This window comes from Pseudomonas sp. NFACC45, assembly GCF_900113505.1.
Classification (GTDB): Bacteria; Pseudomonadota; Gammaproteobacteria; order Pseudomonadales; family Pseudomonadaceae; genus Aquipseudomonas; species Aquipseudomonas tehranensis.
Genome location: NZ_FOPO01000003.1, coordinates 328,443 through 355,092 on the forward strand (window position 1 = coordinate 328,443; position 26,650 = coordinate 355,092).

Sequence of the window (26,650 nt, forward strand, 5' to 3'; positions counted from 1 at the left end):
AGCATTGTACGGGCGAGATGCCCTGGCGTACAGGCGCGTGGCTGGTCGCCAGGCACGAGCGCCGGTTTCGCCGGCGCTTGCTGAAGTTTCCTACGATTCTTGCGCAGGTCGCGTGGGTGTCGGTTCCGGGTCCGAAGCCGAGCCTGAACCCTGGCGGCGGTTTTCCTGATACCAGTGCAAGGCGATCAGCAACAGGGTCGGAACCCCCAACAAGGCGGTGATCAGGAAGAAGTCGTGATAGCCGAATTTCTCCACCATCACCCCTGAGTAACCGCCGATCAAGCGCGGCAGCAACAGCATGATCGAGCTGAGCAGGGCGTATTGGGTGGCCGAGAACTTCAGGTTGGTCAGGCTCGACAAGTAGGCAACGAACGCCGAAGTGGCCAGGCCTGAGCTGAAGTTGTCCAGGGAGATGGTGACAACCAGCATCTGCAGATTGGCGCCCATGTCGGCGAGCATCAGAAACAGGATATTGGTGCCGGCGGAGGCCACGCCGCCGATAAACAGGATCGGCAGAATGCCGAAACGCACGATCAACAAGCCGCCCATGCCGGCGCCGACGAGCGTCATGATCAGCCCGAAAATCTTGCTGACGCTGGCGATCTGGTCCTTGGTGAAGCCTTGGTCGATGTAGAACACGTTGGCCATGACGCCCATGACCGTGTCGGACATCCGATAGGTGGCAATCAGCCCAAGCAGCAACAGGGCCTGCCAGCGGTAACGCAGGATGAAATCGTTGACCGGTGTCAGCACCGGCGCGAGCCCGCGGCGCCCCATGGCCGAGAGGCACAGGGCAGTCAGGGTGATATAGAGGATGGCCCGCAGGAAGGCGCGGTCTTCGAGCAGCAGGTCCAGCAGGCTGACGCCTTCGAACAGGACGCTGGCAAAGTCGGTGTTATAGAGCTGGGTGAACATCGCCGGCACCGACACCAGCAGCACGATGAGGACGAACACCGAGGCCAACTGGTGGACGAAGCTATAGCGACCGGCCTGCAACTGGGTGCGCAGCGGCACCGGCGGTTCGCGCATGAACAGCGAGGTGAGCAGGGCAGGGACCATCAGCACGCCGAACAATAGATAGGTGCCTGCCCAGGCCGAGTGTTTATAGCTGAAACCGGTGGAGCCGAAGCCTTCGGCGAAAAACAGTGCGCCGGCGGTGGCCAGCAATGCCGCGATTCGGTACCCGGACATGTAGCTGGCGGCGAGGGCCGCCTGGCGGGTGTCGTCGGCGATCTCCAGGCGATAGGCATCGACGGCGATGTCCTGGGTGGCCGAAGCGAACGCCACGATCACGGCGATGGCGATCAACCATGACAGGTGTTTTTGCGGATCGCAGAAGCCCATGCCGATCAGGCCGAGGATCACCAGGGCCTGGGAGAGCACCAGCCATGAACGCCGACGTCCGAGTTTGCCCAGCAGCGGCAGGCGCCATTGGTCGAGCAAGGGGGACCAGACCCATTTAAAGGCATAGGCCAGGCCGATGAGGCTCGCGTAACCAATGGTCTCGCGGGCCACGCCGGCTTCGCGCAACCAGACCGAAAGCGTGGAAAACACCAGCATGTAGGGCAAGCCGGCGGCGAAGCCAAGCAGCAACAGCACGAGCGTCGAGGGACTGGCATAGGCGGCGAGGGCGGCGCGCCAGGTTTTACGGGGCATGGGCTGGAGTCTGCCTCAAAAATTGCGAAAACAAAGCGCGCACTCTAACCGCTGTGCTCTACCGGGCGCCAGCCATGGCGCTGAATATCAACACGATTATTCAGGACACTGACTCCTTCCATGCGCAGGCGCGCGCGTTGTTCATCCCCTGAAGCGCTGCCGACCGGCAGGCTTATCCGACCACCGGCGCCCAACACTCGATGCCATGGCAGCTTTGTGTCGTTCGGCAGCTGACTGAGGGTACGCCCTACCCAGCGCGCCGCTCGGCCCAGACCGGCCATCTCGGCGAGCTGGCCATAGGTCACGACCTTGCCGGCCGGCACTTGTGCCAGGGTCAGGTAAAGGGTGGTGCGGCGGATCTGGGCGGCGTTCTCTGGGGCCGCGGGAGCATCAGTCACGTTCAGGTGTCCTGGGCAAGGGCGTATTGCCGTTTGTAGATTAAATGCCGCAAGGTTGGTTGAGAAATGAACTCATTACAAATACTTCGGTCAGTCCTTGCTAAGGTGTCGTCCCGGGGGATAATGCCGCCTTTTTACCGCAAACTTGAGCTCTTTATACGCTTATGTTGTCTAGAACCCTGCTATGCCTAGCTGTCACCAGCGCCTCCATGCCATTGCTTGCCGATACCGTCTGGTTGAAAAACGGTGACAAGCTCAGCGGCAAGATCACCGTTTTCGATGGCGGCAAGTTGCTGATCCAGACCGATTACGCTGGCGCGATTCCCATCGACTGGAAACAGGTCAAGACCCTTGAGAGCGACCAGCAGTTGCTGGTCAAGCAGGATGCCTACACTGGTGAAAAAGCCAAGGCGCTGCAGGCTGCCGAGGACGGCAAGGTGACCCTGGCCAACGGCGATGGACCCAAAACCGTCGAGTTGGCGAGTATCCAGCAAATCCTCAAACCCAAACCGGTGGTCGAGGATCTGGTGTGGAAGGGTAATATCGACGCTGCCCTGGATTATCAGCGCGCGGAAAACGATACCGATGACTACGACATTGATTTCAAGACCTCGGCGCGCCACGGCAGATGGCGGCATACGGCTGAGGGCGAATACAACCGTGAATTCCAGGATGACGTGGTTTCCACCGACAACTGGAGGCTGGAGTATTCCCTCGACCGATTCCTGACGGATAAATGGTTCTGGCAAGGGCGCCTGAACTACAAGCGCGACAAAGTCGAGGATCTGGCCCGCCAACGCGTGGTGGGTACCGGTCCGGGCTACCAGTTCTGGGATGACGAACTGGGGGCTTTCTCGTTGGGCTCGCTGTTCAACCGCACCGATTACGAATACCGCGACGGTGGGACCGACAACTTCTATTCCATCGCCATGAAGTGGGACTACAACCGTTACCTGATCGGCAAGCGCGTTGAGTTCTTCACCAATGGCGAAGTCGGCAAGCCGCTGTCCAGTGTTGCCGAATACGCCTACGACGCCGAGGTGGGGCTGCGCTACAAAGTTACCGACTGGGCTTCGCTCAACCTCAAGGCCGAGAAAGATGTCATTGAGGGCACCGAAGACAGCGACTTGAGCAAGACGCGCTACACCGCCGGGTTTGGCGTGACCTGGTAATCCCGGGCTAACCAACAAACCAGTGTGGGAGCGGGCTTGCTCGCGAAAGCGGTGTGTCAGTTAACGTTAATGTTGCTGATCCACCGCTTTCGCGAGCAAGCCCGCTCCCACATTTTTTGTGCGTGGGCAAAAACACACAGGCACAAAAAAGCCCCGCTTTTGAGGGCGAGGCTTTTTACTAAAGCAAGGACAAGTTAGATAACTTGAACTTCTTCAGCTTGCATGCCTTTCTGACCGCGGGTAGCGATGAAAGAAACCTGTTGGCCTTCTTTCAGGCTTTTGAAGCCGTCGGATTGGATTGCTTTGAAGTGAACAAACAGGTCGTCACCGGATTGTGGAGTGATGAAGCCGAAGCCTTTTTCATCGTTGAACCACTTAACGGTACCAGTTTGGCGATTAGACATGGTGTAACTCCTTGAACAAAGATAACTGCGACTCAGGAAGAACCCTGGCCGAGACTGAGTGCAAAGAGCAGGAAAAATTCTTGTAGATGGTTGGATCGAAATTCAACATATCGTGTAGAGATTCTCAGTGACACAAGCAGCACAGTGGCGCCACCTTAACCCTTTTTCCGGTACGTGCCAATGGTCTTTGCGAAGGTTTCTCGGTTTTGGTGACTGACGGCGAGCGGTATTGCCGTCAGGACCAGGAAATCAAGGTGGATCGGCGAGATTTACGTCCCGCACTTTGAACCCGGCCTCGTGCCCCGGTAAGATGCCGGACGTATTTTTTCCACCTCGCTATTTCAGGAAACCGCCATGAGCATCAAATCGGACAAGTGGATTCGCCGCATGGCGCAAGAGCACGGCATGATCGAACCCTTCGTCGAGCGCCAGATGCGTGGCGAAGGCGCCGATCGGCTGATTTCCTTCGGCGTCTCCAGCTACGGCTACGATGTGCGCTGCGCCGATGAATTCAAGGTGTTCACCAACATCAACTCGGCCACCGTGGACCCGAAGAACTTCGACGAGAAGAGCTTCGTCGACGTCAAGAGCGACGTCTGCATCATTCCACCGAACTCATTTGCCCTGGCGCGCACCGTCGAGTATTTCCGTATCCCGCGTAACGTACTGACCATCTGCCTGGGTAAAAGCACGTACGCGCGCTGCGGCATCATCGTCAACGTCACGCCGCTGGAGCCTGAGTGGGAAGGCCATGTGACCCTGGAGTTCTCCAACACCACGACCTTGCCGGCAAAAATCTATGCCAACGAGGGTGTGGCGCAGATGCTGTTCCTTGAGTCCGATGAAGAATGTGAAGTGTCCTACAAGGACCGTGGTGGTAAATACCAGGGCCAGCGCGGCGTAACGCTGCCGCGTACCTGATTCTGACGAACAGTTTGAATTCCTGGGCGGGCAGGCACTCTATGGGGTGTACTGCCCGTTTTTTTGCCTCAGCGCAGCGGGCCTTCGCCCAGGAGTTGCTCTATGAAGATCGATCCGCGAATCAGTGCCGAACTGGCAAAGCTTGAGCCCAATCAGATCGGTGTCATGGCGTGGTCACTATTGGCCCACCCTGCCGAAGCGGCGGGCGGTATTCCAGGTCAGCCTGATCCCGATACCCCTAATGAACCACCCGCTGAGCCTGATCCCGGCGAGCCTACGCGGCCGGACGAGCCCCCTCCAGTTGTTACCTGATGGATGGGTGGCCTGTTAGCTGACCGGCCATATTTCGTCATCGCCGATGACGAAAATGCTGCAGTCGTTGTCCTGCTTGACCCGATAGCCCCCCGTGAATGCGCCGAACGCCGGCAGCAGGCTGATTTGCGTGCCCAACCGGAAGCACGCCAGGCGCAGCCGTTGCCGACCTTTGCCGCTCAGGTGGTAGACGGGATGCACATGGCCGGCCAGGACGTGGCGGCTGGGATGCGGATCGGGCTCATGTTGTACGGCGAAAGGCCCGAGCAACAAAGGCTCCGGCACGACCCGGATGTTCAGCGCTGGCGGCGGACCGCCGGCGCGTTTGTCGTGATTGCCGCGAATCAGCGTCATGGCCAGGTGCTGATGGCGTTCACGCCAGCTAAAAAGGGCCTTCAACGTGCCTGGGGCATGGGAACCTGGACCGTGGAGAAAGTCGCCCAGGAAGATCAGTTGGCGACACGGCAGGCTCGCCAGTAGCCCGTCGAGCACGGCGATGTTGCTGGCCGTTGTGCCATGGGGCACCGGTTGGCCAAGGCTGCGATAAGCAGCGGCCTTGCCGAAATGCACATCGGCGACCATCAGGGTTTGCTGGGCGGGCCAATACAGGGCTTTTTCCGGCAATAGCCAGAGCTCTTCACCGGCCAGGCTGACGGGATAGGGCGCCGGCATCAGGCGTCACCACGGTCGGCGGTCTTTTCCAGTTCGCTGACCATTCGCCGGATGCGATCGGCGAGCTTCTCCGAACTCATGCTTTCCCTGAATCGCTCCACCAGCAACGGGAAACCCAGTGGGGTGGGGCGTTTGATGGTATGCAGGTCGAGCTTCAAGGTCTTGAGGCGTTCCAAGGTCTGCTCCAGTCGACGTATATCCAGTTCTTCACGCAGGACTTCTTCCCCGGCCTGGGCCAGCAGGAGGTTGTCGGCGTCATATTGCTTGAACACCTTAAAGAACAACCCGCTGGACGCCTGGACTTGGCGGGTACTTTTGGGCGCGCCGGGATAGCCGGCAAATACCAGTCCGGCGATCCGGGCGATTTCGCGAAAGCGTCGAAGCGCCAGCTCTCCGGCGTTCAGGCTCGCCAGCACATCGGCTAGCAGGTGGTCGACGATCAGGAGTTCCGGCCCCAGGTGTTGCGTCCAGTCCAGTGCCGTGGCGCTGAGCAGTTCCAGGCCGTAATCGTTCACCGCGATGGAAAACGTCACTGGCTGTTGCCGGCTGACCCGCCAGGCCAGCAGGCTCGCCAACCCCAGATGAACCTGACGCCCGGCAAAGGGATACAGAAACAAGTGCCAGCCCTCGCGGGATTTAAGGCTCTCGGCCAACAGTGTTTCTTGCGTGGGCAAACCGGACCAGCGTTGTTGAGTTGATAACAAGGGCTGCACGGCGTTCATCTCCGGGCCATCGAAGCGGCCTGCGGCGGCCTCGCTCAGACGGGCCACGACGGCGGCCGCCAGCTCGCTGGAAAGCGGCATCCGCCCGCCGTTCCAGCGCGGCACGGCGGCTTTTTTTGCCTGGCTGCGTCGCACGTAGGCGGTCATGTCTTCAACCCGCACCAACTCCAGCAAGCGTCCGGCAAACAGAAAGCCGTCTCCGGGCCGCAGGCGAGCGATGAAGCCTTCCTCCACGCTGCCCAAAGTCTTGCCGCCACCGCCTTTGCTCCAGAACTTCAATTGCAGGCTGGCGTCGCTGACGATGGTGCCGATGCTCATGCGATGTCGTCGGGCCAGTCGCGCATCGGGGACTCGCCACACGCCGTGTTCGTCCGGCTCGACCCGCCGGTAGTCGGGATAGGCGGTCAATGACAGCCCGCCATGGCGCACGAAGGCCAGGGCCCAGGCCCATTCGGCTTCGTTGAGGTCCCGGTAGGCCCAGGCACCGCGCACTTCCTCGAACAGTTCGTCAGGCAGGAAGCCGCCGCCCAGGGCCATGCTGACCAGATGCTGGACCAACACATCCAGCGGCTTGTGGGGCGATTCCCGGGGTTCGATGCGCCGTTGAGTCACGGCGTCTTGCGCGGCGGCGGCTTCGATCAGCTCCAGGCTGTGGGTCGGCACCAGCGTGACCCGCGAGGTCCGCCCCGGCGCATGACCGGAACGCCCGGCGCGCTGCATCAGCCGCGCCACGCCTTTGGCCGAACCAATTTGCAGGACTCGTTCGACTGGCAAGAAGTCCACCCCCAGATCCAGGCTGGAGGTGCAGACCACCGCCTTGAGCTGCCCTTCCTTGAGGGCCTGCTCTACCCAGTCGCGAGTTTCCCGGGACAATGAACTGTGATGCAGCGCGATCAGCCCGGCCCAGTCCGGCCTGGCTTGGAGAATGGCCTGATACCAGATTTCCGATTGCGCCCGGGTATTGGTGAAAACCAGACAACTGTTGCTCGCGTCTATTTCAGCAATGACCTGGGGCAGCATCTTCAGACCGATGTGGCCGGCCCACGGGAAACGTTCGATAGTCGGAGGGAGCAGCGTATCGACCCGTAGCGCCTTGCCGTTGGCCCCTTGCACGCTAATGCCGTTGCCTTGTGGGATGAGTACCTGCGCGGCGTGGGACTGGTTACCCAAGGTGGCGGAGACGCCCCAGACGATGAGCTGGGGATGCCAGCGCCGCAAGCGCGCCAAAGCCAATTGCAACTGCACCCCCCGTTTGTTGCCGAGCAACTCGTGCCATTCATCCACCACGACCATGCGCAGCGTCGAGATGGCCGCTTGCGCATCGGCACGGGCGAGCATCAGGGTCAGGCTTTCGGGTGTGGTGATCAGCGCAGTGGGCAGGCGTCGGCCCTGGCGGGCGCGTTCGTTGGCGCTGGTATCGCCGGTGCGAAGGCCGACGCTCCAGGGAATCTGCAGCTCTGCCAGGGGGGCTTCGAGGGCTTTGCCTGTATCGGCGGCCAGCGCGCGCATCGGCGTGATCCACAAGACCGTCAGCGGTTCGGCCACGGGTTTGCGTTTACGGGGTTTATCCGGCGGTGGCGCCGGGCGGGCGAACCGGTTGAGCGCCGCGAACCACACAGCGTAGGTCTTGCCGGCCCCGGTGTTGGCGTGCAACAGCCCGGATTCGCCACGTTTGGCCGCAGCCCACACTTGTTTTTGAAAGGCGAACGGCTTCCAGCCGCGGGCGCTGAACCATTGGTTTGCGAAATTGTTGGATGTCGCCATACCCGCCGCGTGCGCCCTGGAAGTCTTCTTTCAGTGACCGCGGCGGGATGTGAAAGGTTTTAACGCATCATGTACGAGCTGCCCTGTAGGAGCTGCCGAGTGAAACGAGGCTGCGATCCTCTCCACTGCAATTGAGTCCCGAGCGAGGCATCAAGATCAAAAGATCGCAGGCTTCGCCAGCTCCTACGGGTTGCATCGAGGTTTATTTCAGGTTGCCACTGAGAAATTGCTGGAGCCGCTCGCTCTTGGGATTGCCCAGCACGTCTTGCGGCGCGCCTTCTTCTTCCACCAGGCCCTGGTGCAGAAACAGCACCTGATCCGACACTTGGCGGGCGAAGCTCATTTCGTGGGTCACCATGATCATGGTCCGGCCTTCTTCGGCCAGGCCCTGGATCACTTTCAAGACTTCTCCCACCAACTCCGGGTCAAGGGCTGAGGTGGGTTCGTCGAACAGCATCACCTCCGGCTCCATCGCCAGTGCGCGGGCGATGGCCACGCGCTGTTGCTGGCCACCGGAAAGGAACGCCGGGTATTGCTCGGCCACTCGCGCCGGCAGGCCGACCTTGTCGAGATAACGACGGGCACGGTCCTCGGCCTCCTGCTGACTGACGCCCAACACCCGGCGCGGCGCCATGGTGATGTTTTCCAGGACGGTCATGTGGCTCCACAGGTTGAAGTGCTGGAAAACCATGGCCAGGCGGGTGCGGATGCGCTGCAGCTCATTCTCGTCGGCCACGCGCATGCCGTGGCGGTCGTTGATCATGCGGATCGCCTGGCCGTCCAGGGTCATTGCGCCGTCGTTGGGTTGTTCCAGAAAGTTGATGCAGCGCAAAAAGGTACTTTTGCCCGAGCCGCTGGCGCCGATCAGACTGATGACGTCGCCGGTCCTGGCCTTGAGCGAAACGCCTTTGAGCACCTGATGTTCGCCATAGCTCTTATGCAGGCCTTCGATGGTCAGTTTGTACATGGGGCATGCATCCTCAAGGCGAAAGTAGGTAGCCGCTGCGGTAGGCTTCGGCGCCGGCGACATGGGCGATCACCATGCCGGCAGTGGCCATGCGACGCAGCGAGCGGGCGTACAGCAGCCCGGCATTGCAGCAATGAACGGGGGTGACGGTGTCGTTGATGGGGTCGATGATTTGCGCCACCTGTTGCCCCGCCTCCAGGTATTCGCCGGGCACGGCGCTGTAGACCAGCAGGCCGCCGACCGGCGTCGCCACCGGCTCCACGCCGGCCAGCGGCGTAGCCGGGTAGGGCAGGTCGGGCAAGGGCATCGGTTCGCCGTCAATGGCGCCGAAACGGATCAGGTATTCGATCAGGGCCTGGCAGTCGAGGCTCGCCAGGTCGTGGGTGACGTCGCCCTGGCCGCGCAGTTCGACGGTGACCGAAAAACTGCCCAGCGGAATTTCGAACTGTTCGCCGAAGCGCTCCTTGAGTTGCCACCAGAGCAGGGTGAAACATTCATCGAACGACTGACCGCCCGAATCCGTGGCCAGCAGGCTCGCCTCGGCGCCGATGTAGCGGGCCAGCGGCTCGACCTGGGGCCAGGCCTCGGGAGTGGTGTAGAGGTGGGCGACCGCTTCGAAATCACAATGCAGGTCCAGCACCATGTCGGCGTCGCAGGCCAGTCGTTGCAGGACCAGGCGCTGTGATTGCAATTGCGTGCTGGCGGTCTGGCGGGCGAGGGCGTCGCGCAGGTGTTTGCGGATCAGCATCAGGTTGTGCTGTGGATCGTCAGTGAGCTGGCCTTCGATCTGGTTGCCGATCTCTTCGCTCAGGTCGACGAAGCGGCGATTGAAATTCTGCCCGCTCTCCATTTCGTAGCGGCCCAGCGGCACGTCCATCAGCACTTGTTCCAGGCCGATGGGGTTGGCCACGGGCACCAGCACGATTTCGTGCCGCAGGTGGCCCGAAGCTTCCAGTTCGGCCAGACGCTGCTTGAGGTGCCAGGCCACCAGCATGCCGGGCAACTCGTCGGCGTGCAGGGACGACTGGATGTAGATTTTGCCGACGGCTTTTTCCGGGCCGAAGTGAAAGCTGTGGATCTTGCGTGCGGTCCCCGGCAGTGGGGCCAGCAGGTCATGAATCTGGTGGCGCATGTGCGTGTATGTCCTGAAACAGAAGCCCTAGTGAGTCGGCCCGAGAAAGGCCAGCCAGCGGCGTTCGGCGAGGCGGAAAAGGCCCACCAGTGCAAAGGTCACGGTCAGGTAGATCAACGCGGCGATACCGAACGACTGGAAGGTCAGGAAGGTGGCCGAGTTGGCGTCCCGGGCGACTTTGAGCACGTCTGGAACGGTAGCGGTGAACGCCACGGTCGTCGAGTGCAACATCAGGATGACTTCGTTGCTGTAGTACGGCAGCGAACGCCGCAACGCCGAAGGCATGATCACGTAGGCGTACAGCTTCCAGCCCGTCAAGCCATAAGCCTTGGCTGCTTCGACTTCGCCATGGTTCATGTTGCGAATCGCCCCGGCGAAAATTTCCGTGGTGTAGGCGCAGGTGTTCAGGGCGAAGGCCAGGATCGTGCAGTTCATGGCATCGCGAAAGAAGCTGTCGAGCAGGGGCTGGGCGCGCACCGCTTCGAGGCTGTAGATGCCGGTATAGCAGATCAATAGCTGTATGTAGAGCGGCGTGCCGCGGAACAGGTACGTATAGAACTGCACGGGCCAGCGTACATAGACCTTGGGTGAAACCCGGGCGATGGACAGCGGGATCGAGACCACGAAGCCGATCAGCAGCGAGGCGCTGAGCAGCCACATTGTCATGGCCAGGCCAGTGATGTGATTGCCGTCGCTGTAGAGGAACGGCCGCCAGTATTCCTGAAGAAGTTCGATCATCGCACCGCCTCCCGTGCGCCGGCAGCGTAACGGCGTTCAAGCCAGCGCAGGACGACATTGGACACGCTGGTGATCAGCAGGTAGATCAGCGCCGCGAGCACGAGGAAGTAAAACAGTTGGTAAGTGCTTTTGCCGGCATCCTGGGCGGCCTTGACCAAATCGGCCAGGCCGATGATCGACACCAGTGCGGTGGCCTTGAGCATCACCATCCAGTTATTGCCAATGCCCGGCAGGGCAAAGCGCATCATTTGCGGAAACACTACGAAACGGAACCGCTGGCCACGCTTGAGGCCATACGCCGTGGCGGCTTCAACCTGGCCCCGGGGCACCGCGAGAATCGCGCCGCGAAAGGTTTCGGTGAAGTACGCGCCATAAATGAAGCCCAGGGTGATGACCCCGGCGCCGAATGGGTTGATCTCGATGTATTCCCATTCCATGAAGTCGGTAAAAGAGGTCAGCCAGGTTTGCAGGCTGTAGAAGATCAGCAGCATCAGCACCAAGTCCGGCACGCCACGAATCAGCGTGGTGTAGAGCTGGGCCGGGATACGCAGCAGTTTGACGCTGGACAGCTTGGCGCTAGCCCCCAGCAGGCCGAGCAAAACGCTCAGTAACAAAGACAGGACCGCCAGCTTGATGGTCATCCAGGTGCCCTGCATCAGCAGCGGGCCGAAGCCCTGCAGGCTGAAGGCGCTGAGCCCCAGATTTTGTAGGAGTTGTTCGAACATGAAAGAGGCCTTTGGCAGAAAAAAAGCGCCCATCCGAGGCCGGATGGGCGCTGCGCATTATTTGCCGCTGTACAGATTCAGATCGCCAAAGTGTTTCTTCTGGATCTTGGCGTACGTGCCATCGTCGTGTAACGCTTTGATACCTTTATCCAAAAGTGCCTTCAGCTCTTTGTTACCTTTCATGATGCCGATGGCGGTCTTGGAAGGCAGCAGTTCGCTGTCCACGGGTTTGCTGACTTCATAGTCACCCCCTTTTGGCGATTTCAAGAAGCCCAGTTCGGCCTGCAGCATGTCCTGGATCGACGCATCGAGGCGGCCGGAGGTCAGGTCGGCATAAACCTGGTCCTGGTTCTGGTAGGCCTGGGTCTTGACCCCAGCCTTGTCCAGTACGGTTTTGGCATAGGTTTCCTGGATGGTGCCTTGCTCGTAACCGACGGTTTTGCCTTTGAGAGACGCGACATCTTCACTCAGGCCGGAACCCTTCTTGAACACATACGAGGTCGGGCCGGAGAACAGCTCGTTGGAGAAGTCGATGACTTTTTCTCGCGCCGGGGTCACGGTCATGGACGAGATCACGCCGTCGAACTTGTTGGCCTTCAGGCCCGGGATCATGCCGTCGAAATCGCTTTCGACCCAGCGGCACTTGACCTTCAATTCGTCGCAGATTGCATTGCCCAGGTCGATATCGAAACCTACCAGGCTACCGTCGGCGGCCTTGGATTCAAACGGGGCATAGGACGGGTCGACACCAAAACGCAGTTCCTTGTATTCCTTGGCCGTGGCGACGCCGGCGGCCATGCACAACGCCAGTGCAGAAAGGGTCAGCAGTGCTTTTTTCATTATTCAATCCCTAAAACCAATATGAGCGCTTGTGGCGCGTAAGTATTGTTACCGGTGAAGGCGAGAACGGTATGACGGCATAAAGGTAGCAATTTCCGAACCAGAGTGCCGAACAAGCGTTTTAAAAACTTTGGCGGCAGCCGATGGGACGTGATGGTGCGCGGGGATGAACAGACCTCAAAAGGCGCACCAGAATGACGCGGACGCGATAGGCGCTGGGGGAGATTCACACTATTTTCCTCACGCCTGTTTCATAGCGGCTACTGTATAGGTCGATGATGGCAGTGCGCCAAGCGCCTAAGTTGAAGACTGTGGAAAGCACACGATGAAATGCATTGCTGTGATAGTCACGCTAGCGTTCAGCAGTCTGGCTCTGGCCGCACCCATGCGCTGGGGCGATGTTCGGGACGGCAGTCTCTATTTGCAGGCGGGGCGCGACGACACGTTGCACGTCAGTTGGGTACCGGCCTGGCAAGACGATGCTAATGAAGAACGTATTTACCTGCTGGACGGGCAGGGGCAGTTGCGCGACGAGCGTTTTATTTCCGCCAGCGAAGGTAGCGGCAAACAAGACTGGGCATTGCCCGCCAGCGCCGCCAGCTACCGCGTCGAAGTCCCGGGCTATAGCTTCAGGCGCTATCGCTTCGAGCACGACGACAAGACTGTCGCCCTGTTCGCGCCGACGAAGGTGCACTTCAGCGTTGAGACTCCCGCCAACGTCGAGTTGTATTTCAAGGTCCGCGGCGGCGAGCAGGCGATCTTGGCAGGCAAGTATTTCGGCGGCGTCAGGGCTCTGAATGCCGAGCGCCTGGGCGATGGCAAAAAAGTCGAACTGAGGCTCAAGCCCTACCAGGAGTATCCGAAGTTCGACCAGATAGCCTTACCCGTCAGCGATAAGGATCAAGATTGGCGCCTGCGCCTGCAAGGCAAAGGCAAAGCGGCTTTCTGGCTGGACGGTACCGCCAACCTGTTCGCCCAGCGTCCTCAGCACTTGCAGCCGCTGCGACAGGACAGCGGCCGTACCGAACTCGCCCTGCACCCCGAAATGCTGGGGCCCACGCCGCGCCTGGGCTTAGCCTTGCCCTACCTGCTTGCGCCGCCGGCAAGCTATGACGCTCTCGAGGCGCTCAAGCCCCGCGCGGGTAGCTTTTACAGCATTATCGACGTCATGGCCGCTGAGCCCCATTACGAAGATGCTTTCAGGCGTTTTTATCTGGAACGCGGTGGTATCGATACCAACGTCACCTTGCTCGCAGGCTCCGGGCGTAAGGCCGACCTGGAGGCCGACAGCCAGACCTTTGCCGGCCTGAACGCCTGGCTGGCGGCCACCGTGGCCCTGGGTAGCGGCAGGCACTACCTCTCGTTTGCCGACGAACCCAACTACAACTATCCGGATTATGCGACGTACAAGCGCTTCTTCGACGTCATGTATCGTCAGGTGCTCAACTACCCAGGGGCGCGGGAGGCCGGCGTGCGTATCGCCATGCCCGCCAGCTCGCGCTTCGTCAACGGACCGTTTATGCGACGAGGTGCCCAGCACCGTGGCATCGACTGGGCTCGGCGCATGCTCGAAGAATCGGCACCGAAAATCGATGCCTTGGCCTGGCACGAGTGGATGATTCGCGACCTGCTGGCTACGCGGGTCTATCGCGACTCCGTGCGCCGGGCCGCCGAAGTCGTCGGCCTGCAAGCCGATGGCCGGCCACGCAAGGCGTTGTTGCTGGACCAGACCAATATCTCCAGTGGCTCAAGCGTGAGCCCCTACGAACAGGAGACGCGCTTCGCATCGCTCTGGTGGGCCTCGGTTGCGATCAACTCAGCCCAGGATGGTTTGCTCGACGTGCTCAATTGGTTTCCGGCCGCTGACGATCCGCATCACCTCAAAGGCATGATCCGCCTGACAGGGCCTGATCGCTTCGAGCTCAAACCGGTAGGCTTGGCGCAGCAATTCATCCAGTCGCACTGGCTCGATCAGGTTGTGCGTATGGACAACAGCGCGTTCGAGGTCGATGCCCTGGCGATGGCCCGCGGCAACGAACGCAGCGTGCTGGGCGTAAACAAGGGCGACCGTCTGCAACGGATCAGCCTACAGGGCGCGGGCACTGCCTGCCCATCCCTCGTCCTTTTCGGTCCTGATAGCCGTCAGCGCGATGCCCCTGTCCAGTGCCGGGATGGACGCATCCGTTTTGAAGTGCCGGGTGAAAGTATTTTCGCCTTGACGTGGAGGGCGTCATGACCCAGGCCGACGCTGGCCCTGTTCGGAGCAGAGCGGTCACGCTTTCAACAGATCCTGAAGCGCCGCCAGCGTATCCGCCTCCTCGACGCTCTTGTCCTGGCGCCAGCGCAGCATCCGCGGGAAGCGCACAGCGATCCCGCTCTTGTGGCGCTTGGATAATGCAATGCCCTCGAAGCCCAGCTCAAAAACCAGGGTCGGCGTGACGCTGCTCACCGGGCCGAATTTCTCCACGGTGGTCTTGCGCACGATGCTGTCGACCTGACGCATTTGTTCATCGGTCAGCCCCGAATACGCCTTGGCGAACGGCACCAGTGTGCGTTCGCGGCTGCCCGGCGGGTTGTCCCAGACAGCAAAGGTGTAGTCGCTGTACAAGCTGGCGCGGCGGCCATGCCCGCGTTGCGCATAGATCAGGACCGCGTCGACACTGAACGGGTCGATTTTCCACTTCCACCACACCCCCATGTCCTTGGTCCGACCAACGCCGTACAGTGCGTCGCGGGCCTTGAGCATCATGCCTTCGACGCCGAGGCTGCGGGATGCTTCACGCTGCCGGGCGAGGTCGAACCAGTCATCGCCAGTGACGATCGGCGACGGCAGCAGCACCGCGCTGCGACAATCGGCAATCAGCGCCTCCAGCTGCTCGCGGCGCTCGGTCTGGGGACGACTGCGCCAGTCCGCGCCTTGCCATTCCAGCAGGTCGTAGGCCATCACCACCACGGGGGCGTCTTCGAGGACTTTCTTGCCCAGGGTTTTGCGGCCGATGCGTTGTTGCAGCAGGGCAAAGGGCTGCACCCTCGGTTCCAGCGGCGCATCCGGATCGAAGGCATCCGCGGTGGTTGGCGGCGCGGCTTTCCAGACCACGATTTCGCCGTCGATCACCGTGCCGTCGGGCAACGCCTGCGCCAGGCTGTGCAATTCGGGGAAACGCTCGGTGACCAGCTCTTCGCCCCGGGACCAGACCCACAAATGGCCATCGCGCTTGACCACCTGGGAACGGATTCCGTCCCACTTCCATTCCACCTGCCAGTCGCTGGCCGGCCCCAGCGTCGTGTCGAATTGCTCCACCGCTTGCGATAACGCGTGAGCCAGGAAGAACGGATAAGGCTGGCCGCCGCGCTGGGCGTGCTCATCCTCGGATTCGGCAGCGATGAGCTTGAGGTAGCCAGCAGCGGTCGGACGATGGGACAGGTCGGTATACCCCACCAGCCGCTGGGCGACCCGTTTGCTGTCCAGCCCGGCCATGGCGGCCAGCGCGCGGGTGACCAGCAACTTCGACACACCCACCCGGAAGCTGCCGGTGATGAGCTTGATGCACAGCATCAGGCTGGCTCGGTCGAGTTGCGCCCACAACGCCGGCAGCCGCAGCGCCAGCACCTCGGGCGATTCACCGCGCAGCGGCAGGAGTTTCTCTTCGATCCACAGCGCCAGGCCTTCATCGGAGCGGTGAGGTGACTCCGGCAGCACCAGCGAGATGGTTTCAGCCAGATCGCCCACGGCCTGATAGCATTCTTCGAACAGCCACAGCGACAAGCCGGATATCTGCACCGCCAATTCCCTCAAGGTCTTGACCGGCACCAGTTGTCGCGGACGCCCTCCAGACAGGAAATACACGGCCCACGCGGCATCCTGGGGCGGGGCCTTGGTGAAGTAATCCTGCATGGCAGCGAGCTTGGCATTGCTGGAAGTGGTGGCGTCCAGTTCGGCATACAACTGGGCGAAGGCTTTCATAATGCGTCCTCGCCGGTGGCGCTGCCCAAGTCTTCTTCATCGTCACCGTATTCGGTGCTGAAGCCTTGGGCATCCAGGCCTTGCTCGCACAAATGGCGCACCAGTACGCCCACTGAGCCGTGGGTGACCATCACTCGCTCGGCGCCGGTCTGTTCGATGGCCCAGAGCAGGCCGGGCCAGTCGGCGTGGTCGGACAGCACAAAACCCCGATCCACGCCGCGCCGCCGACGGGTGCCCCGAAGGCGCATCCAGCCGCTGGCGAAGGCGTCGCTGTAGTCACCGAAACGGCGCATCCAGGTACTGCCACCGGCTGAAGGTGGGGCGATGATCAGCGCCTGGTTCATGATCGGGTCGTTCTTTTTGATATCGCCGGCATAGATCGTCGCTGGCAAACGGATCCCGGCTTCGCGGTAGACCCGGTTGAGGGGTTCTACCGCGCCGTGGGCCAGGATCGGCCCCAGGCTCTCGTCGATTCCGTGGAGAATCCGCTGGGCCTTGCCAAAGGAATAGCAGAACAGCACGCTGGCCCGGCCGACGGCAATGTTGCCGCGCCACCACTGATTGATTTCGTCGAAGACCTGCGCTTGTGGCTGCCAGCGATAGATCGGCAGCCCAAAGGTGGATTCGGTGATGAACGTATGACACCTCACCGGCTCGAACGGCGCGCAGGTGCCATCGGGTTCGACCTTGTAGTCCCCGGATGCCACCCAGACCTCGCCTTCGTATTCCAGTCGTACCTGGGCCGAACCCAGTACGTGGCCGGCAGGGTGAAAACTCAAGGTCACCCCGTGGTGCAGCAAGCGCTCGCCGTAGGCCAGGGTTTGCAGGTTGATGTCCTGGCCCAGCCGCGACCGCAAAATGCCTTCGCCGGGGGCCGCTGCCAGGTAGTGTTGGTGGCCACCACGGGCGTGATCGCCGTGGGCGTGGGTGATGACCGAACGTTCCACCGGACGCCAGGGGTCAATGTAGAAATCTCCAGGCGGGCAGTACAGGCCTTCGGGGCGGGCAATGACAAGATCCATGCATTCACCGGGAAGATGGGCTTGTCTGGTAGAGGCGGGGGCGGGAGGAGAAGTTCTATTGGGTTTTGTTGCGCGCCAGCACCGAGAATCTTGGACTGCACGCTCTGACTGGGCAGCGCCCCTGTAGGAGCTGTCGAGTGCAACGAGGCTGCGATCTTTTGACTTTTCGCTCAGGACTCAATTGGAGCGGGTAAAGATCGCAGCCTCGTTACACTCGACAGCTCCTACAGGGGGTGCTAGTGCCCTTGCCATCGTAAACCCTGCGGTTATTTGCCAGGCACCAGGGTCAAGCGCGCCTTGCCGTACGCCCGCTCAAAGTTCTGCGGCTGCAATGGCAGGTTCTGATAGTGCCCCTTGATCCATGGATCAATGCCGTTGACGTAGTTCGGGCTGGCGGGGTTGCCGGACTGGCCGGTGCCGCCCTGAATCATCAACGGCTCGGGCTGGCCGAAGTCGACGATGAACCGCATGGCCGGCGCCAGGGTGGTGTTGAAATCCTTGCCCCAGGCGAATGCCGAGCTGTTGAGCGTGGAGGCATCGCCGCCGGCAGGCAGTGGGCCGCGCACGATTTGGCCGCTGCTGTTCTTCCATTCGTAGCGATGCAGCTTGCCCCACTGCCAGGCCTTGTGGTCACCGCCCAACAGGCTGTCGCCAGCCGTGATGGCTGCTGCCAGGCTGCGGGCCAGGATCACCGATTTGTCTTCCTTTTGCGGTGTGCGCACGTCGTCCCAGAACGGGCTGTCTTCGCGACCGAGCAAGTGATCGGCCTGGGCCGAGTAGGACAATTGGCCGTTGGCGAGCAGCGCTTTCCACGCCGGGCTGCTGTCCGGGCCAAGTTCGTCGAGGAAGATCTGCTGCATGCTTTCCTGCAGAAACAGTTCATAAATCGCCGCATCGGCGGAGTTTGGGCTGAGCCGGCCATCGAAAGCCATCAGTCGGGTATAGGCCTCGCGAGCCTTGGCCCGGTCCGCCACTGGCAGCGCGTCGATCGCCTGCTTGAGCGGTTGGGCCATGCCCGGGGCTTCGAAAACTTTCTTGAGCTTGGCGGCAAAGGTCGTGGTCTGGTCATATTGGATGGCCGTCAGGCTGCGGCTGTCGTGCTTGCCGGCCCCGGCCAGCTCGGCCATGCGCTCGCCGCGCTCCGGTGCGCCCCAGGAATTGGACAACTGCATGCCGTAGCCGTCGGGAATGACCCGTTGGTTGGCGGCGCCGAGCCAGCCCTGGGTCGGATCCTGATCGTAGGGGTGCAGCATCGGGTCGGCGTAGCCATCCCAATCGTAGCGACCTTCCCAACCGGGCGATGGCAACAGGCCTTCGCCTTCGCGGCGGTTCGGATAGCGCCCGGTAACTTGCCAGCCAATGTGGCTGGCGTCGGCAAAGATCATGTTCACCGCAATGGCGCGGATTTCACGGCTGGCATCGGAGGCTTTCTCGACATTCTGCGCTCGGGACAAGTCGAAGAACGCGTCCAGGGTTTTGTCGTCGCTAAAGCTCGGCGTCTGCAAGGCCAGGCCAAGACCGTTGGCCATGGCCGAGCCCTGGACGCTGTTGAGCAGCGGGCCGTGGCGGGTCTCATACACGGCTTCGCGAATCGGCCGCTGGCCTTTGATGAAGTAGGTCTCGTTGCGGACCATCACCGGTTGCCATTTGCCGTTGACCTCGTAGGACAGACCATTGCCCTGGCGTCGGATTTTTTCCAGGAACAGGTCCTGGTTGTCGCCCAACACGCTGCTCATGCTCCAGGCCACTTTGCCGTTGAACCCCGCCAGAATCATCGGGATGCCCGCCACGGAAACCCCGGCTGCCTGATACTTGGGCGCACGAATCTGTACGGGAACCCACAGTGACGGCACGCTCAATGGGCCATGGCTGTCGCTGGCCAGCAGACTCTTGCCGTTGCGGCTGCGATGGGGGGCGATGGCCCAGTTGCTGGAGGACGCAATATTCAGCAAGTTCAGATCGGACAACTGAGCGCTGGCCTTGCTGACTTCGTTGAGGCCCGGGACCTGGCCGTTGAGCCGCAGGCCCTGGAGCTTATCGGCCTCGGCCATCGGCAGTTGTTCATCCGGGTACGAGGGGCTCAGCCAGGCCAGTTTGTCCTGGGTGACCGTCTGGGCCAGCACCAAGGCGGCGATTTCTTCCGGCAGGTTGGCCGATTGGCTGAAATTGAGCAGGCAAAACAGCAGCGCCGAATCTTGTGGTTTCCAGTATTCGGGTTTGTAGCCGTTGGCGGCCAGGTCCGGCGGCAACTTGTCGCGATAGCGGAACAGGTACGCGTTGACGCCGCGGGCATAGACTTCGAAGAAGCGTTTGAGCCGCGGCGAGGAGGCTTTGTACAACTCGTCGGCGCTTTTCTTCAGGTTGACCGCACGCATGTAGCGATCGACGTCCAGTCGTTCGGCGCCGGACATTTCTGCCAGACGACCCTGAGCCAGCAGGCGCATGGTCACCATCTGGCTGATGCGGTCGCTGGCATGGACGTAGCCGAGGCTGAACAGGGCGTCATGGAAATTGTTGCTCTCGATCAGCGGCATACCCATGGCATTGCGTCGAACCGAAACGTTCTGCGCCAGCCCCTTGAGCGGTTGTACGCCGGACGTCGGAGGAACAGTGTCCTGGGCGTTCCAGGTCTGGCAACCGCTCAGACCGAGCACACTGGCCACTGCGGCGGCAACGCCGAGCCGGGGGAAGGAAAAAATAGAGGCTGGCGAGGCCATGGCAAAGCTCCTGCGGGAGGGGGGACACCGATAAAGGCGCTACGTTAGTGAGCAGGAGGAGGGCGCGCAAGCGGGGGCGGGAGTTATTTGTTGGTTGGGCGATGAAAGCCTGCATTCAATGATGTTCACGCTTTTGTGGCGAGGGGATTTATCCCCGCTGGGCTGCGGAGCAGCCCCCTGCGTCCCGTCGGACATTGCGCGGTGCAGGGATACGGGGCCGCTTCGCGCCCCAGCGGGGATAAATCCCCTCACCACAGGGTTTTGCGGGTGTCAGGAGCGATCAGGCTTTAGGCGGGTTGACCTTGTCCACCAGGGCATAGGCCTTGGCAGTGGCTGGGCGCTCCTGGATGCGATTGAACCAGCGCTGCACGTTCGGGAAGTTTTCCAGCCGCTGGCTTTGCCATTGGTGTGAAACGGTCCACGGATAAATCGCCATGTCGGCGATGCTGTACGCGTTGCCCGCCACGAATTCACGGTCCGCCAAGCGGCGATCCAGCACACCATACAGACGAGCGGTTTCGTCGACATAGCGCTTGATCGCGTAGGGAATTTTTTCCGGGGCGAACCGGCTGAAGTGATGATTCTGCCCGGCCATCGGCCCCAGGCCGCCCATCTGCCAGAACAGCCACTGCAACACTTCTTGCCGTCCGCGCAAATTCTCTGGAATGAACTGGCCGGTTTTTTCCGCCAGGTACAGAAGGATCGCGCCCGACTCGAACAGCGAAATCGGCTCGCCGCCGTCGGCAGGTTCATGGTCGACGATGGCCGGAATGCGGTTGTTGGGGGCGATCTTCAGGAAGTCGGGCTTGAACTGCTCGGCCTGGCCGATGTTGATCGGGTGCACCTTGTAGGGCATGCCGGCTTCTTCGAGGAACAACGAGATTTTGTGGCCGTTGGGCGTGGTCCAGTAATACAGGTCGATCATGGAGGGCTCCAGATAAGACAGCGTGATGGATGGACAACAAATGACGGCGGGAGGTCGTCCTGATTGCCGAAAGGCTTGCCTGTAGGAAGAGGTGATGCTCAAGTGTGGAAAATTCAATGATCGAGCACGAGAAAACCGGCATGGAGTTACAGAAAAACGCAGCGTTGATTCTTATCGATCAACAAAAAGGCATCCTTCACCCCAGACTAGGCCCTCGCAACAACCCCAATGCGGAGCTGCGCATGCTCGAGTTGCTCGATTTCTGGCGACAATCGGCACGGCCGGTGATTCATGTCCACCACCTGTCCCGCTCGCCGGACTCAGTGTTCTGGCCCGGGCAATCGGGAGTGGAGGTTCAGGAACGGTTCGAGCCATTGGCCGGGGAAAGGCTGGTTCAAAAGCAGGTGCCAGATGCGTTCTGCGGCACATGCCTGGAGGCGGACCTGCATGAAGCAGGGATTGGACAATTGGTGATCGTGGGCGTGGCGACGAACAACTCGGTGGAGTCCACGGCGCGTACGGCCGGCAATCTGGGATTCGACACCTGGGTGGCCGAAGACGCGTGTTTTACCTTCGACAAGGCTGATTATTTTGGTAATGCCCATTCGGCTGGCGAGGTGCATGCCATGTCGCTGGGCAACTTGCATGGCGAGTATGCGACGGTGGTCAGCGTGAAGCACATCCTCGAGGCCGATTGATTAACCGTGGGAGCAACTGTCTTGGAGGGTTTATTTAGCCTTCGATTTCCCGGCCACCCAAACTTCTTCTGTGGGAGCAAAGCTTGCTCGCGATAGCGGTGGGTCAGCTTGCATCAATTTTGAATGTGCCTCGGTCATCGCGAGCAAGCTTTGCTCCCACAGCGGTCTTGTGGTGGTTCCGGTTTCCCTGCACCCCAAATCCCTGTGGGAGCGAGCTTGCTCGCGAGGACGATTCAACAGGCGAAGATAATCTTCGTCCTGGCCATCAAGCCCCGTGGCACTTCTTGAATTTCTTGCCATTGCCGCATGGGCAAGGGTCGTTGCGGCCGACATCCTTGAGGGTGTTGCGCACCGGTTCCTGGTGGGCGTGGCCACAGTTCGGGCCATGGACATGCCCGTGATCATGATCGTGGTGATGGTCATGATCGTGGTTGCAATCAGGGCCATGAACGTGGGGTTGCTGGGTCATCGGGGTTACTCCGCAATAAAATCGGCGGCGATTATCACGCCATTGCGCCTCAGGTGCACGTAGTGAGCGATGAATAAACCGGTTTCCAGCTCACCTTCCAGGCGGTAGGGGATCTGCTGGCGAGGTTTTTCGAGCATTTTCACCAGCTTGCGCACTTGCGGCCACAGATTGGTGCGGATCGGAACCCTGAAGTAGCGGCTATGCCCGGGACGCACCGTGAACCAGTGCTCATGCTCGCCTTCGGTCAGCAACAGGTCGCCCAGATGAATGCGGTAGGTTATGCCGCGCACGGTCAAATCGCTGTCGTCGGGGTTGTCCACACGAAAGTGCAGCATGAACTTCTGCTCCACCAGCCGGGCCCGCACCACCTCGACCTTGGTCAGATGCACCTGCGGTTCAGGGGCCTCATCACCTCGCCAGGACGCACAACTGCCGAGCCCGACGAACAGCAGCAGGCAAGTGATGCGCAGCAGATGTGATGAAAGGGTCATGTCCGTGCCTCTGGTTTATCCCAGTCTAGCCTGCTGGCGTGCGCAGCAGCGTCGGACGATCGCGATATCAGCGATTAAAGTAGCCTGCGCAGCACTTCTTGAATTTGTGTCCACTGCCGCACGGGCAGTTGTCGTTGCGTCCGGTCTTGACTGGCACCGTCGGGTCGATGAAGTACCAGCGTGCGCCGTTCTGTACGAAGGATGACTGTTCGCGGTGGCTGTGTTCCCCCTGGCCGTCGTGCCAGCGTGCGGTGAAGGTGACAAAGGCGTGTTCGGGTTGACCACCGAAGACTTCGCTGCTTTCCACCTCAAGTCCCAGCCAGGTGCTTTTGGCGCTCCACTCGCTGATGGATTGGCGATCCAGGCCGTCCTGCTGAGCAGGCAAGGTCGTGGCCACCAGATAGTCCACCAGTCCCAGCACGTAGGCGCTGTAACGCGAGCGCATCAAGGCCTCGGCGCAGGGCGCCGGGTGACCATCGTGGTAATGGCCGCAGCAGGCGTCCAGTGGGTTGCCACTGCCGCAGGGGCAAATGGTTGTGTGCATGCTTGTGTTCACGGCTACCACCAGTATTTTCCAAAGTTTTCCGGGTTGGCCCAAAAGCGTGAGTTGAGCCAGTCAGGGACTTGTTTGTATTCAAGCAGATCGTAGGTAAACAGGGTCAGCACCTGCTCCTCGCGCTGGAATCGCTCGCTGGCCTGCAGGGCCAGGGAAAAGAAATCTGTTTCTTGCCAGCCGCAGGCATTGAGGTCCGCCAGCACAGCGATACGGCTGGCGTTGAGATTGCGGATGCCACCCAACAGGTTCAGACCGTCGCGTTTGGGTAAATGCTCCAGACAATCAAGGGCCAGGGCCAGGTCAAAACGCCGCGCCGCCACGTCCGCCGGAAGGGTGCCAGGGGCGGCGTGGACCACTTCAGTATCTGGATGCGCCTGTTGGAACGCTTCAAGGGCAGGGAAGCTGCTGGCACCGATCAACAGCAGTTTTTGCGGGGCATAACGGTCCAGCACGGCAGCCAGGGCTTGCTGGGGCGTACGGGAAGAAATGGCAACGGTCATCGAAGTTCCTCAGTCAGAGCCGCCACGATAGCCTGCGCGGACCCCATGGCCTAGAGCGGTTTGTGCTTAAACGTATCGATCTACGGCAAATAGGGGGCAAAAACCTCGATAGCGTGATGCTGGCGCGGATGCGGAGTCGGGTCTTTACTCCCCTGAATCGGCGCAAAGCCGATCCCTCAAGGAGAAAACCCAATGAGCATAGTTCGCACAGCGTTACCCTTGGTTCTGCTGACCGGTGTGTTGACTGGTTGCGCAGGTTTGCAGAAGACCGACTGGCCGACCTGCGCGGCGGTCGGCGGCGTGACGGGCGCTGGATTGGGCGCCATCGAAAGCACCTCCTGGGCCGGCGGCGGTGCATTGTTTGTCGGCACCATGGCAGCGGCTTACTGCTGGGTGCATGGCGACGGCGATGAGGATGGCGATGGCGTGCCGGACAGCCGCGACAAATGCCCGGGCACGCCTAAGGGCGTGCAAGTCGATGCCGACGGCTGCCCGCCACCGGCACCGGCGCCGATGGTTGAAGAAGCCGTGGTGGTCGAGGAAGAAACCATTGTGATCCGTGACGTGCATTTCGAATTCGACAAGGCCACGCTGACCGCGGCAGACAAGGAGGTCCTGAGCACGATTGCAACCCGACTGAAACAGGAAACGTCCACCGCGCAACTGCGCGTCACCGGCCACACCGACAGCGTCGGCAGCGATGCCTATAACCAGCGCCTGTCTGATAAACGGGCCAACTCGGTGGTGCAATACCTGGTCGAGAGCGGCGTGCCCCGTGCCAGCTTCGTTTCGGTGGAGGGTGCCGGTGAGAGCCAGCCGGTGGCGGATAACAGCACCGCCGATGGTCGGGCCATGAACCGCCGCACGGAGATCAAGATAAATCGCTGAAGCCCCCGTCAGCCGCGGCTTGTACAGTCGCGGATGCGGGTCTTTACTCCTGTGTGACCGGTATGGGCCGGTAACACAGGAGCATTCACCATGAACGTGCTACTCAGGGCCGCCTTACCGGTAATGCTGGCAGGCAGTCTATTGTCAGGTTGTGCCACTCACAGCGATGGCGACGCACCGCTCAATCAACGCACCTGGCCAGTCTGTAGCTTGATCGGCGGTCTGGTTGGCGGCGGCCTGGGGGCCCTCGAAAGCAGCGGCTGGGCGGCGGGCGGCGCTGCGCTGGGGCTGCTGACCGGTGGCCTGATCTGCTACGCCCAGGATGGCGACGAGGACGATGACGGCGTGTTCGACCGCCGTGACCGTTGTCCCGACACGCCGGCCAATACCCCGGTTGAACATCACGGCTGCCCGTTGCCGCAATACCCGGCCAGCGCACCGCCGGTTGAACCTCAGGCACCGGCCACTGAAGTGATCACCCTCAACGATGCCGGCAAGGTGCTGTTTGACTTCGACAAATCCGATCTCACTCAAGACGCGCGAAGCCAACTCGATGGGCTGATGAGCAAATTGAGTCATGCCAATGTCGCCAGTATCCGCGTGGTGGGGCACACCGACAGCGTAGGCACTGATGTCTACAACCAGGGGCTGTCCGAGCGCCGAGCAAGCAGCGTGGCGGAATATCTGCTCACCCAGGGGCTTTCACCGGACAAACTCACCAGCGAGGGCAAGGGTGAAAGCGAGCCGGTGGCCGACAACGAGACCGATGAGGGGCGAGCGCAGAACCGTCGGGTCGAGCTGCATATCCAGCGCTGAGCCGCGTGCCAGAGCCGTTGGGTCGCCACAGGGGCGACCCGGCGAGTCGAGGTTTGTGTCAGATTAAATTTGCCCTGGCCTCTGGCTTATTCTGCGCGCAAGCCGTTACTGTGCGTGCAAAGAATAATACCTACCGGGGGGATGTATGAAGCTGTTGTGGGCGCTGGGGCGCTTGTTGACCCTGCTGTTCTGGCTGGTGGTGCTGGTCAACCTGGTCATGCCGTTCGTTCATCCGCTGCATCTGCTGGTCAATTTCGGCGCAGCGATGTTGCTGGCGATCCATTTGCTGGAACTGGTGTTGTTTCGAGCCAGCCTGCGCGGTCGGCCCGCTTCAGGCCGTGATCGCCTGCGAGTGCTGCTGTTCGGCATCTTCCACCTGCAAACCCTCCCGATCGCCGCCGAGGCTTCCCATGCGTAAATTGTGTCTGCTTGTCGCACTCGTGTGTCCCTGGGCCAGTGCCCAAGTGATCCAGGTTGAAAGCCATTCCTTGATGCGCCTGCCCAATACCACCAGCGCCCTGACACTGGAGCGGCTGGAGGTGGCCGATTACGGCACGTTGCTGGTGCCTGCCAACGTCACTGAGTTGTCCATTGGCCAGTTGCACCTGGGGCGCGAAGCGCGGATCGCCATCGTGCCCGCGCAACAGGCACTGCAGATAAAAGTTGCCGAGGGGGAACTGGCCGACGGCAGTCAGATCACGGCTCGGGGCGCGCCCGGAACCTATACCAAAGCGGCACGACCGGGGCGTGATCTCAATCTGCGCTTCAATGCCTTGAATGCGCCGTTGTTGTCGGTGGATGCCCGCGGTGGAACCGGTGCGCCAGGTTACGTGGGCCTCGACGGCGCCAACGGCCAGGCGCCGGGTTGTACGTGGGGAGCAGCCGGTCGCGGTGCCGACGGCAGCAATGGCAGCGATGGCCAGTCGGGTGCGGCGGGTGCGCAGGTGCGTCTCGAACTGCCCCGTGACTATCCAGCCGAGCAGATCAAGGTAACGGTGGAGGGGGGCGCGGGCGGCGCCGCCGGCCCCGGAGGTAAACCCGGCGCTGGCGGCAAGGCCAAGGGGTGTTTCGTCTATACCGCCGACGGTGGCAAAAGCGGTCGCCCGGGTGCCGATGGCCAGCCAGGACCAGCCGGAGCAGCGGGGGCGGTGACGGTGCAGCGGTTCTGAAGCATCGATCTG

General features: G+C 61.2%; 27 protein-coding genes. 9 read left to right on the plus strand and 18 right to left on the minus strand.

Annotated features, from left to right (window positions below; translation table 11 throughout):
- Window positions 1-90 precede the first annotated feature (90 nt).
- Both BM132_RS07170 and BM132_RS07175 read right to left on the minus strand, forming a co-directional pair.
- Window positions 91-1,656, minus strand: coding sequence for an AmpG family muropeptide MFS transporter (locus tag BM132_RS07170; protein WP_092396939.1), 1,566 nt, complete (start codon window positions 1,654-1,656; stop codon window positions 91-93).
- Window positions 1,657-1,700: 44 nt separating this feature from the next.
- Window positions 1,701-2,081, minus strand: a complete 381-nt coding sequence (locus BM132_RS07175) for an MGMT family protein (protein ID WP_256244214.1) — start codon at window positions 2,079-2,081, stop codon at window positions 1,701-1,703.
- A 137-nt stretch (window positions 2,082-2,218) separates the two neighbouring features.
- Between BM132_RS07175 and BM132_RS07180 the strand changes: the two genes are divergently transcribed.
- Window positions 2,219-3,226 carry a DUF481 domain-containing protein gene (locus tag BM132_RS07180; RefSeq protein WP_092396943.1) on the plus strand — a complete coding sequence of 336 codons (1,008 nt, stop codon included), beginning with the start codon at window positions 2,219-2,221 and terminating at the stop codon, window positions 3,224-3,226.
- A gap of 194 nt (window positions 3,227-3,420) precedes the next feature.
- Here BM132_RS07180 and BM132_RS07185 read toward each other — a convergent pair whose 3' ends face one another.
- The gene (locus BM132_RS07185; protein ID WP_002554837.1) at window positions 3,421-3,630 is read right to left on the minus strand and encodes a cold-shock protein; all 210 of its coding nucleotides are present in this window, start codon (window positions 3,628-3,630) and stop codon (window positions 3,421-3,423) included.
- 354 nt (window positions 3,631-3,984) lie between these two features.
- Between BM132_RS07185 and dcd the strand changes: the two genes are divergently transcribed.
- Both dcd and BM132_RS07195 read left to right on the plus strand, forming a co-directional pair.
- Entirely contained in the window at window positions 3,985-4,551 is a 567-nt protein-coding gene (gene dcd, locus BM132_RS07190) for a dCTP deaminase (protein WP_003184751.1), read from the plus strand.
- Window positions 4,552-4,653: 102 nt separating this feature from the next.
- On the plus strand, window positions 4,654-4,863 hold the full coding sequence (locus BM132_RS07195; RefSeq protein ID WP_092396945.1) for a hypothetical protein: 210 nt from the start codon (window positions 4,654-4,656) through the stop codon (window positions 4,861-4,863).
- A 15-nt stretch (window positions 4,864-4,878) separates the two neighbouring features.
- Here the strand turns inward: BM132_RS07195 and pdeM are convergent, their stop codons facing one another.
- From pdeM to BM132_RS07230, 7 genes are all read right to left on the minus strand, one after another.
- Window positions 4,879-5,535: a ligase-associated DNA damage response endonuclease PdeM gene (gene pdeM, locus BM132_RS07200; protein WP_092454245.1), complete on the minus strand. Its 657-nt coding sequence runs from the start codon at window positions 5,533-5,535 to the stop codon at window positions 4,879-4,881.
- Entirely contained in the window at window positions 5,535-8,021 is a 2,487-nt protein-coding gene (locus BM132_RS07205) for a ligase-associated DNA damage response DEXH box helicase (RefSeq protein ID WP_092454247.1), read from the minus strand. The genes pdeM and BM132_RS07205 overlap by 1 nt, the downstream gene beginning before the upstream one ends.
- Window positions 8,022-8,223: 202 nt before the next feature.
- Window positions 8,224-8,988, minus strand: coding sequence for an ABC transporter ATP-binding protein (locus tag BM132_RS07210; RefSeq protein ID WP_092396952.1), 765 nt, complete (start codon window positions 8,986-8,988; stop codon window positions 8,224-8,226).
- A gap of 13 nt (window positions 8,989-9,001) precedes the next feature.
- Window positions 9,002-10,120 carry a succinylglutamate desuccinylase/aspartoacylase family protein gene (locus BM132_RS07215; protein WP_092454249.1) on the minus strand — a complete coding sequence of 373 codons (1,119 nt, stop codon included), beginning with the start codon at window positions 10,118-10,120 and terminating at the stop codon, window positions 9,002-9,004.
- 27 nt (window positions 10,121-10,147) lie between these two features.
- The gene (locus BM132_RS07220; protein ID WP_092454251.1) at window positions 10,148-10,858 is read right to left on the minus strand and encodes an ABC transporter permease; all 711 of its coding nucleotides are present in this window, start codon (window positions 10,856-10,858) and stop codon (window positions 10,148-10,150) included.
- Complete coding sequence (locus tag BM132_RS07225) at window positions 10,855-11,583, minus strand: ABC transporter permease (protein WP_092397737.1); 729 nt, start codon at window positions 11,581-11,583, stop codon at window positions 10,855-10,857. The genes BM132_RS07220 and BM132_RS07225 overlap by 4 nt, the downstream gene beginning before the upstream one ends.
- 57 nt (window positions 11,584-11,640) lie before the next feature.
- Window positions 11,641-12,423, minus strand: coding sequence for a transporter substrate-binding domain-containing protein (locus BM132_RS07230; RefSeq protein WP_092396958.1), 783 nt, complete (start codon window positions 12,421-12,423; stop codon window positions 11,641-11,643).
- 325 nt (window positions 12,424-12,748) lie between these two features.
- On the opposite strand from BM132_RS07230, the gene BM132_RS07235 reads away from it, so the two are divergent.
- Window positions 12,749-14,659, plus strand: a complete 1,911-nt coding sequence (locus BM132_RS07235; protein WP_092454253.1) for a hypothetical protein — start codon at window positions 12,749-12,751, stop codon at window positions 14,657-14,659.
- A gap of 36 nt (window positions 14,660-14,695) precedes the next feature.
- On the opposite strand, the gene BM132_RS07240 is transcribed toward BM132_RS07235, so the two are convergent.
- From BM132_RS07240 to BM132_RS07255, 4 genes are all read right to left on the minus strand, one after another.
- The gene (locus tag BM132_RS07240; protein ID WP_092454255.1) at window positions 14,696-16,387 is read right to left on the minus strand and encodes an ATP-dependent DNA ligase; all 1,692 of its coding nucleotides are present in this window, start codon (window positions 16,385-16,387) and stop codon (window positions 14,696-14,698) included.
- On the minus strand, window positions 16,384-17,409 hold the full coding sequence (locus BM132_RS07245; protein WP_092454257.1) for a ligase-associated DNA damage response exonuclease: 1,026 nt from the start codon (window positions 17,407-17,409) through the stop codon (window positions 16,384-16,386). The genes BM132_RS07240 and BM132_RS07245 overlap by 4 nt, the downstream gene beginning before the upstream one ends.
- Before the next feature lie 266 nt (window positions 17,410-17,675).
- A complete protein-coding gene (locus tag BM132_RS07250) occupies window positions 17,676-20,126 on the minus strand; it encodes a penicillin acylase family protein (RefSeq protein WP_092454259.1) in 2,451 nt (816 codons plus the stop codon).
- 280 nt (window positions 20,127-20,406) lie between these two features.
- The gene (locus BM132_RS07255; protein WP_092454261.1) at window positions 20,407-21,051 is read right to left on the minus strand and encodes a glutathione binding-like protein; all 645 of its coding nucleotides are present in this window, start codon (window positions 21,049-21,051) and stop codon (window positions 20,407-20,409) included.
- 140 nt (window positions 21,052-21,191) lie between these two features.
- On the opposite strand from BM132_RS07255, the gene BM132_RS07260 reads away from it, so the two are divergent.
- Window positions 21,192-21,749 carry a cysteine hydrolase family protein gene (locus BM132_RS07260; RefSeq protein WP_092397739.1) on the plus strand — a complete coding sequence of 186 codons (558 nt, stop codon included), beginning with the start codon at window positions 21,192-21,194 and terminating at the stop codon, window positions 21,747-21,749.
- Window positions 21,750-22,014: 265 nt separating this feature from the next.
- Here the strand turns inward: BM132_RS07260 and BM132_RS07265 are convergent, their stop codons facing one another.
- The 4 genes from BM132_RS07265 to BM132_RS07280 all read right to left on the minus strand — a co-directional run bounded on the left by BM132_RS07265 (window position 22,015) and on the right by BM132_RS07280 (window position 23,765).
- Window positions 22,015-22,218 carry an SEC-C metal-binding domain-containing protein gene (locus BM132_RS07265; protein WP_047228413.1) on the minus strand — a complete coding sequence of 68 codons (204 nt, stop codon included), beginning with the start codon at window positions 22,216-22,218 and terminating at the stop codon, window positions 22,015-22,017.
- A 5-nt stretch (window positions 22,219-22,223) separates the two neighbouring features.
- Window positions 22,224-22,709, minus strand: a complete 486-nt coding sequence (locus BM132_RS07270) for an LEA/WHy family protein (RefSeq protein ID WP_092396970.1) — start codon at window positions 22,707-22,709, stop codon at window positions 22,224-22,226.
- A 67-nt stretch (window positions 22,710-22,776) separates the two neighbouring features.
- Window positions 22,777-23,253, minus strand: coding sequence for a YchJ family protein (locus BM132_RS07275; protein ID WP_092396972.1), 477 nt, complete (start codon window positions 23,251-23,253; stop codon window positions 22,777-22,779).
- A 14-nt stretch (window positions 23,254-23,267) separates the two neighbouring features.
- Window positions 23,268-23,765, minus strand: a complete 498-nt coding sequence (locus tag BM132_RS07280) for a DUF6231 family protein (RefSeq protein WP_092454263.1) — start codon at window positions 23,763-23,765, stop codon at window positions 23,268-23,270.
- A gap of 192 nt (window positions 23,766-23,957) precedes the next feature.
- Between BM132_RS07280 and BM132_RS07285 the strand changes: the two genes are divergently transcribed.
- The 4 genes from BM132_RS07285 to BM132_RS07300 all read left to right on the plus strand — a co-directional run bounded on the left by BM132_RS07285 (window position 23,958) and on the right by BM132_RS07300 (window position 26,638).
- Window positions 23,958-24,653, plus strand: a complete 696-nt coding sequence (locus BM132_RS07285; protein WP_092454265.1) for a PA1041 family peptidoglycan-binding anchor lipoprotein — start codon at window positions 23,958-23,960, stop codon at window positions 24,651-24,653.
- A 90-nt stretch (window positions 24,654-24,743) separates the two neighbouring features.
- Window positions 24,744-25,469, plus strand: a complete 726-nt coding sequence (locus BM132_RS07290) for a PA1041 family peptidoglycan-binding anchor lipoprotein (protein ID WP_092454267.1) — start codon at window positions 24,744-24,746, stop codon at window positions 25,467-25,469.
- Window positions 25,470-25,614: 145 nt separating this feature from the next.
- Window positions 25,615-25,887 (plus strand): DUF1145 domain-containing protein, encoded by a 273-nt coding sequence (locus tag BM132_RS07295; protein ID WP_047228407.1) that lies wholly within the window; start codon window positions 25,615-25,617, stop codon window positions 25,885-25,887.
- Window positions 25,880-26,638 (plus strand): hypothetical protein, encoded by a 759-nt coding sequence (locus BM132_RS07300; protein WP_092454269.1) that lies wholly within the window; start codon window positions 25,880-25,882, stop codon window positions 26,636-26,638. The genes BM132_RS07295 and BM132_RS07300 overlap by 8 nt, the downstream gene beginning before the upstream one ends.
- The last annotated feature ends 12 nt before the right edge of the window (window positions 26,639-26,650 follow it).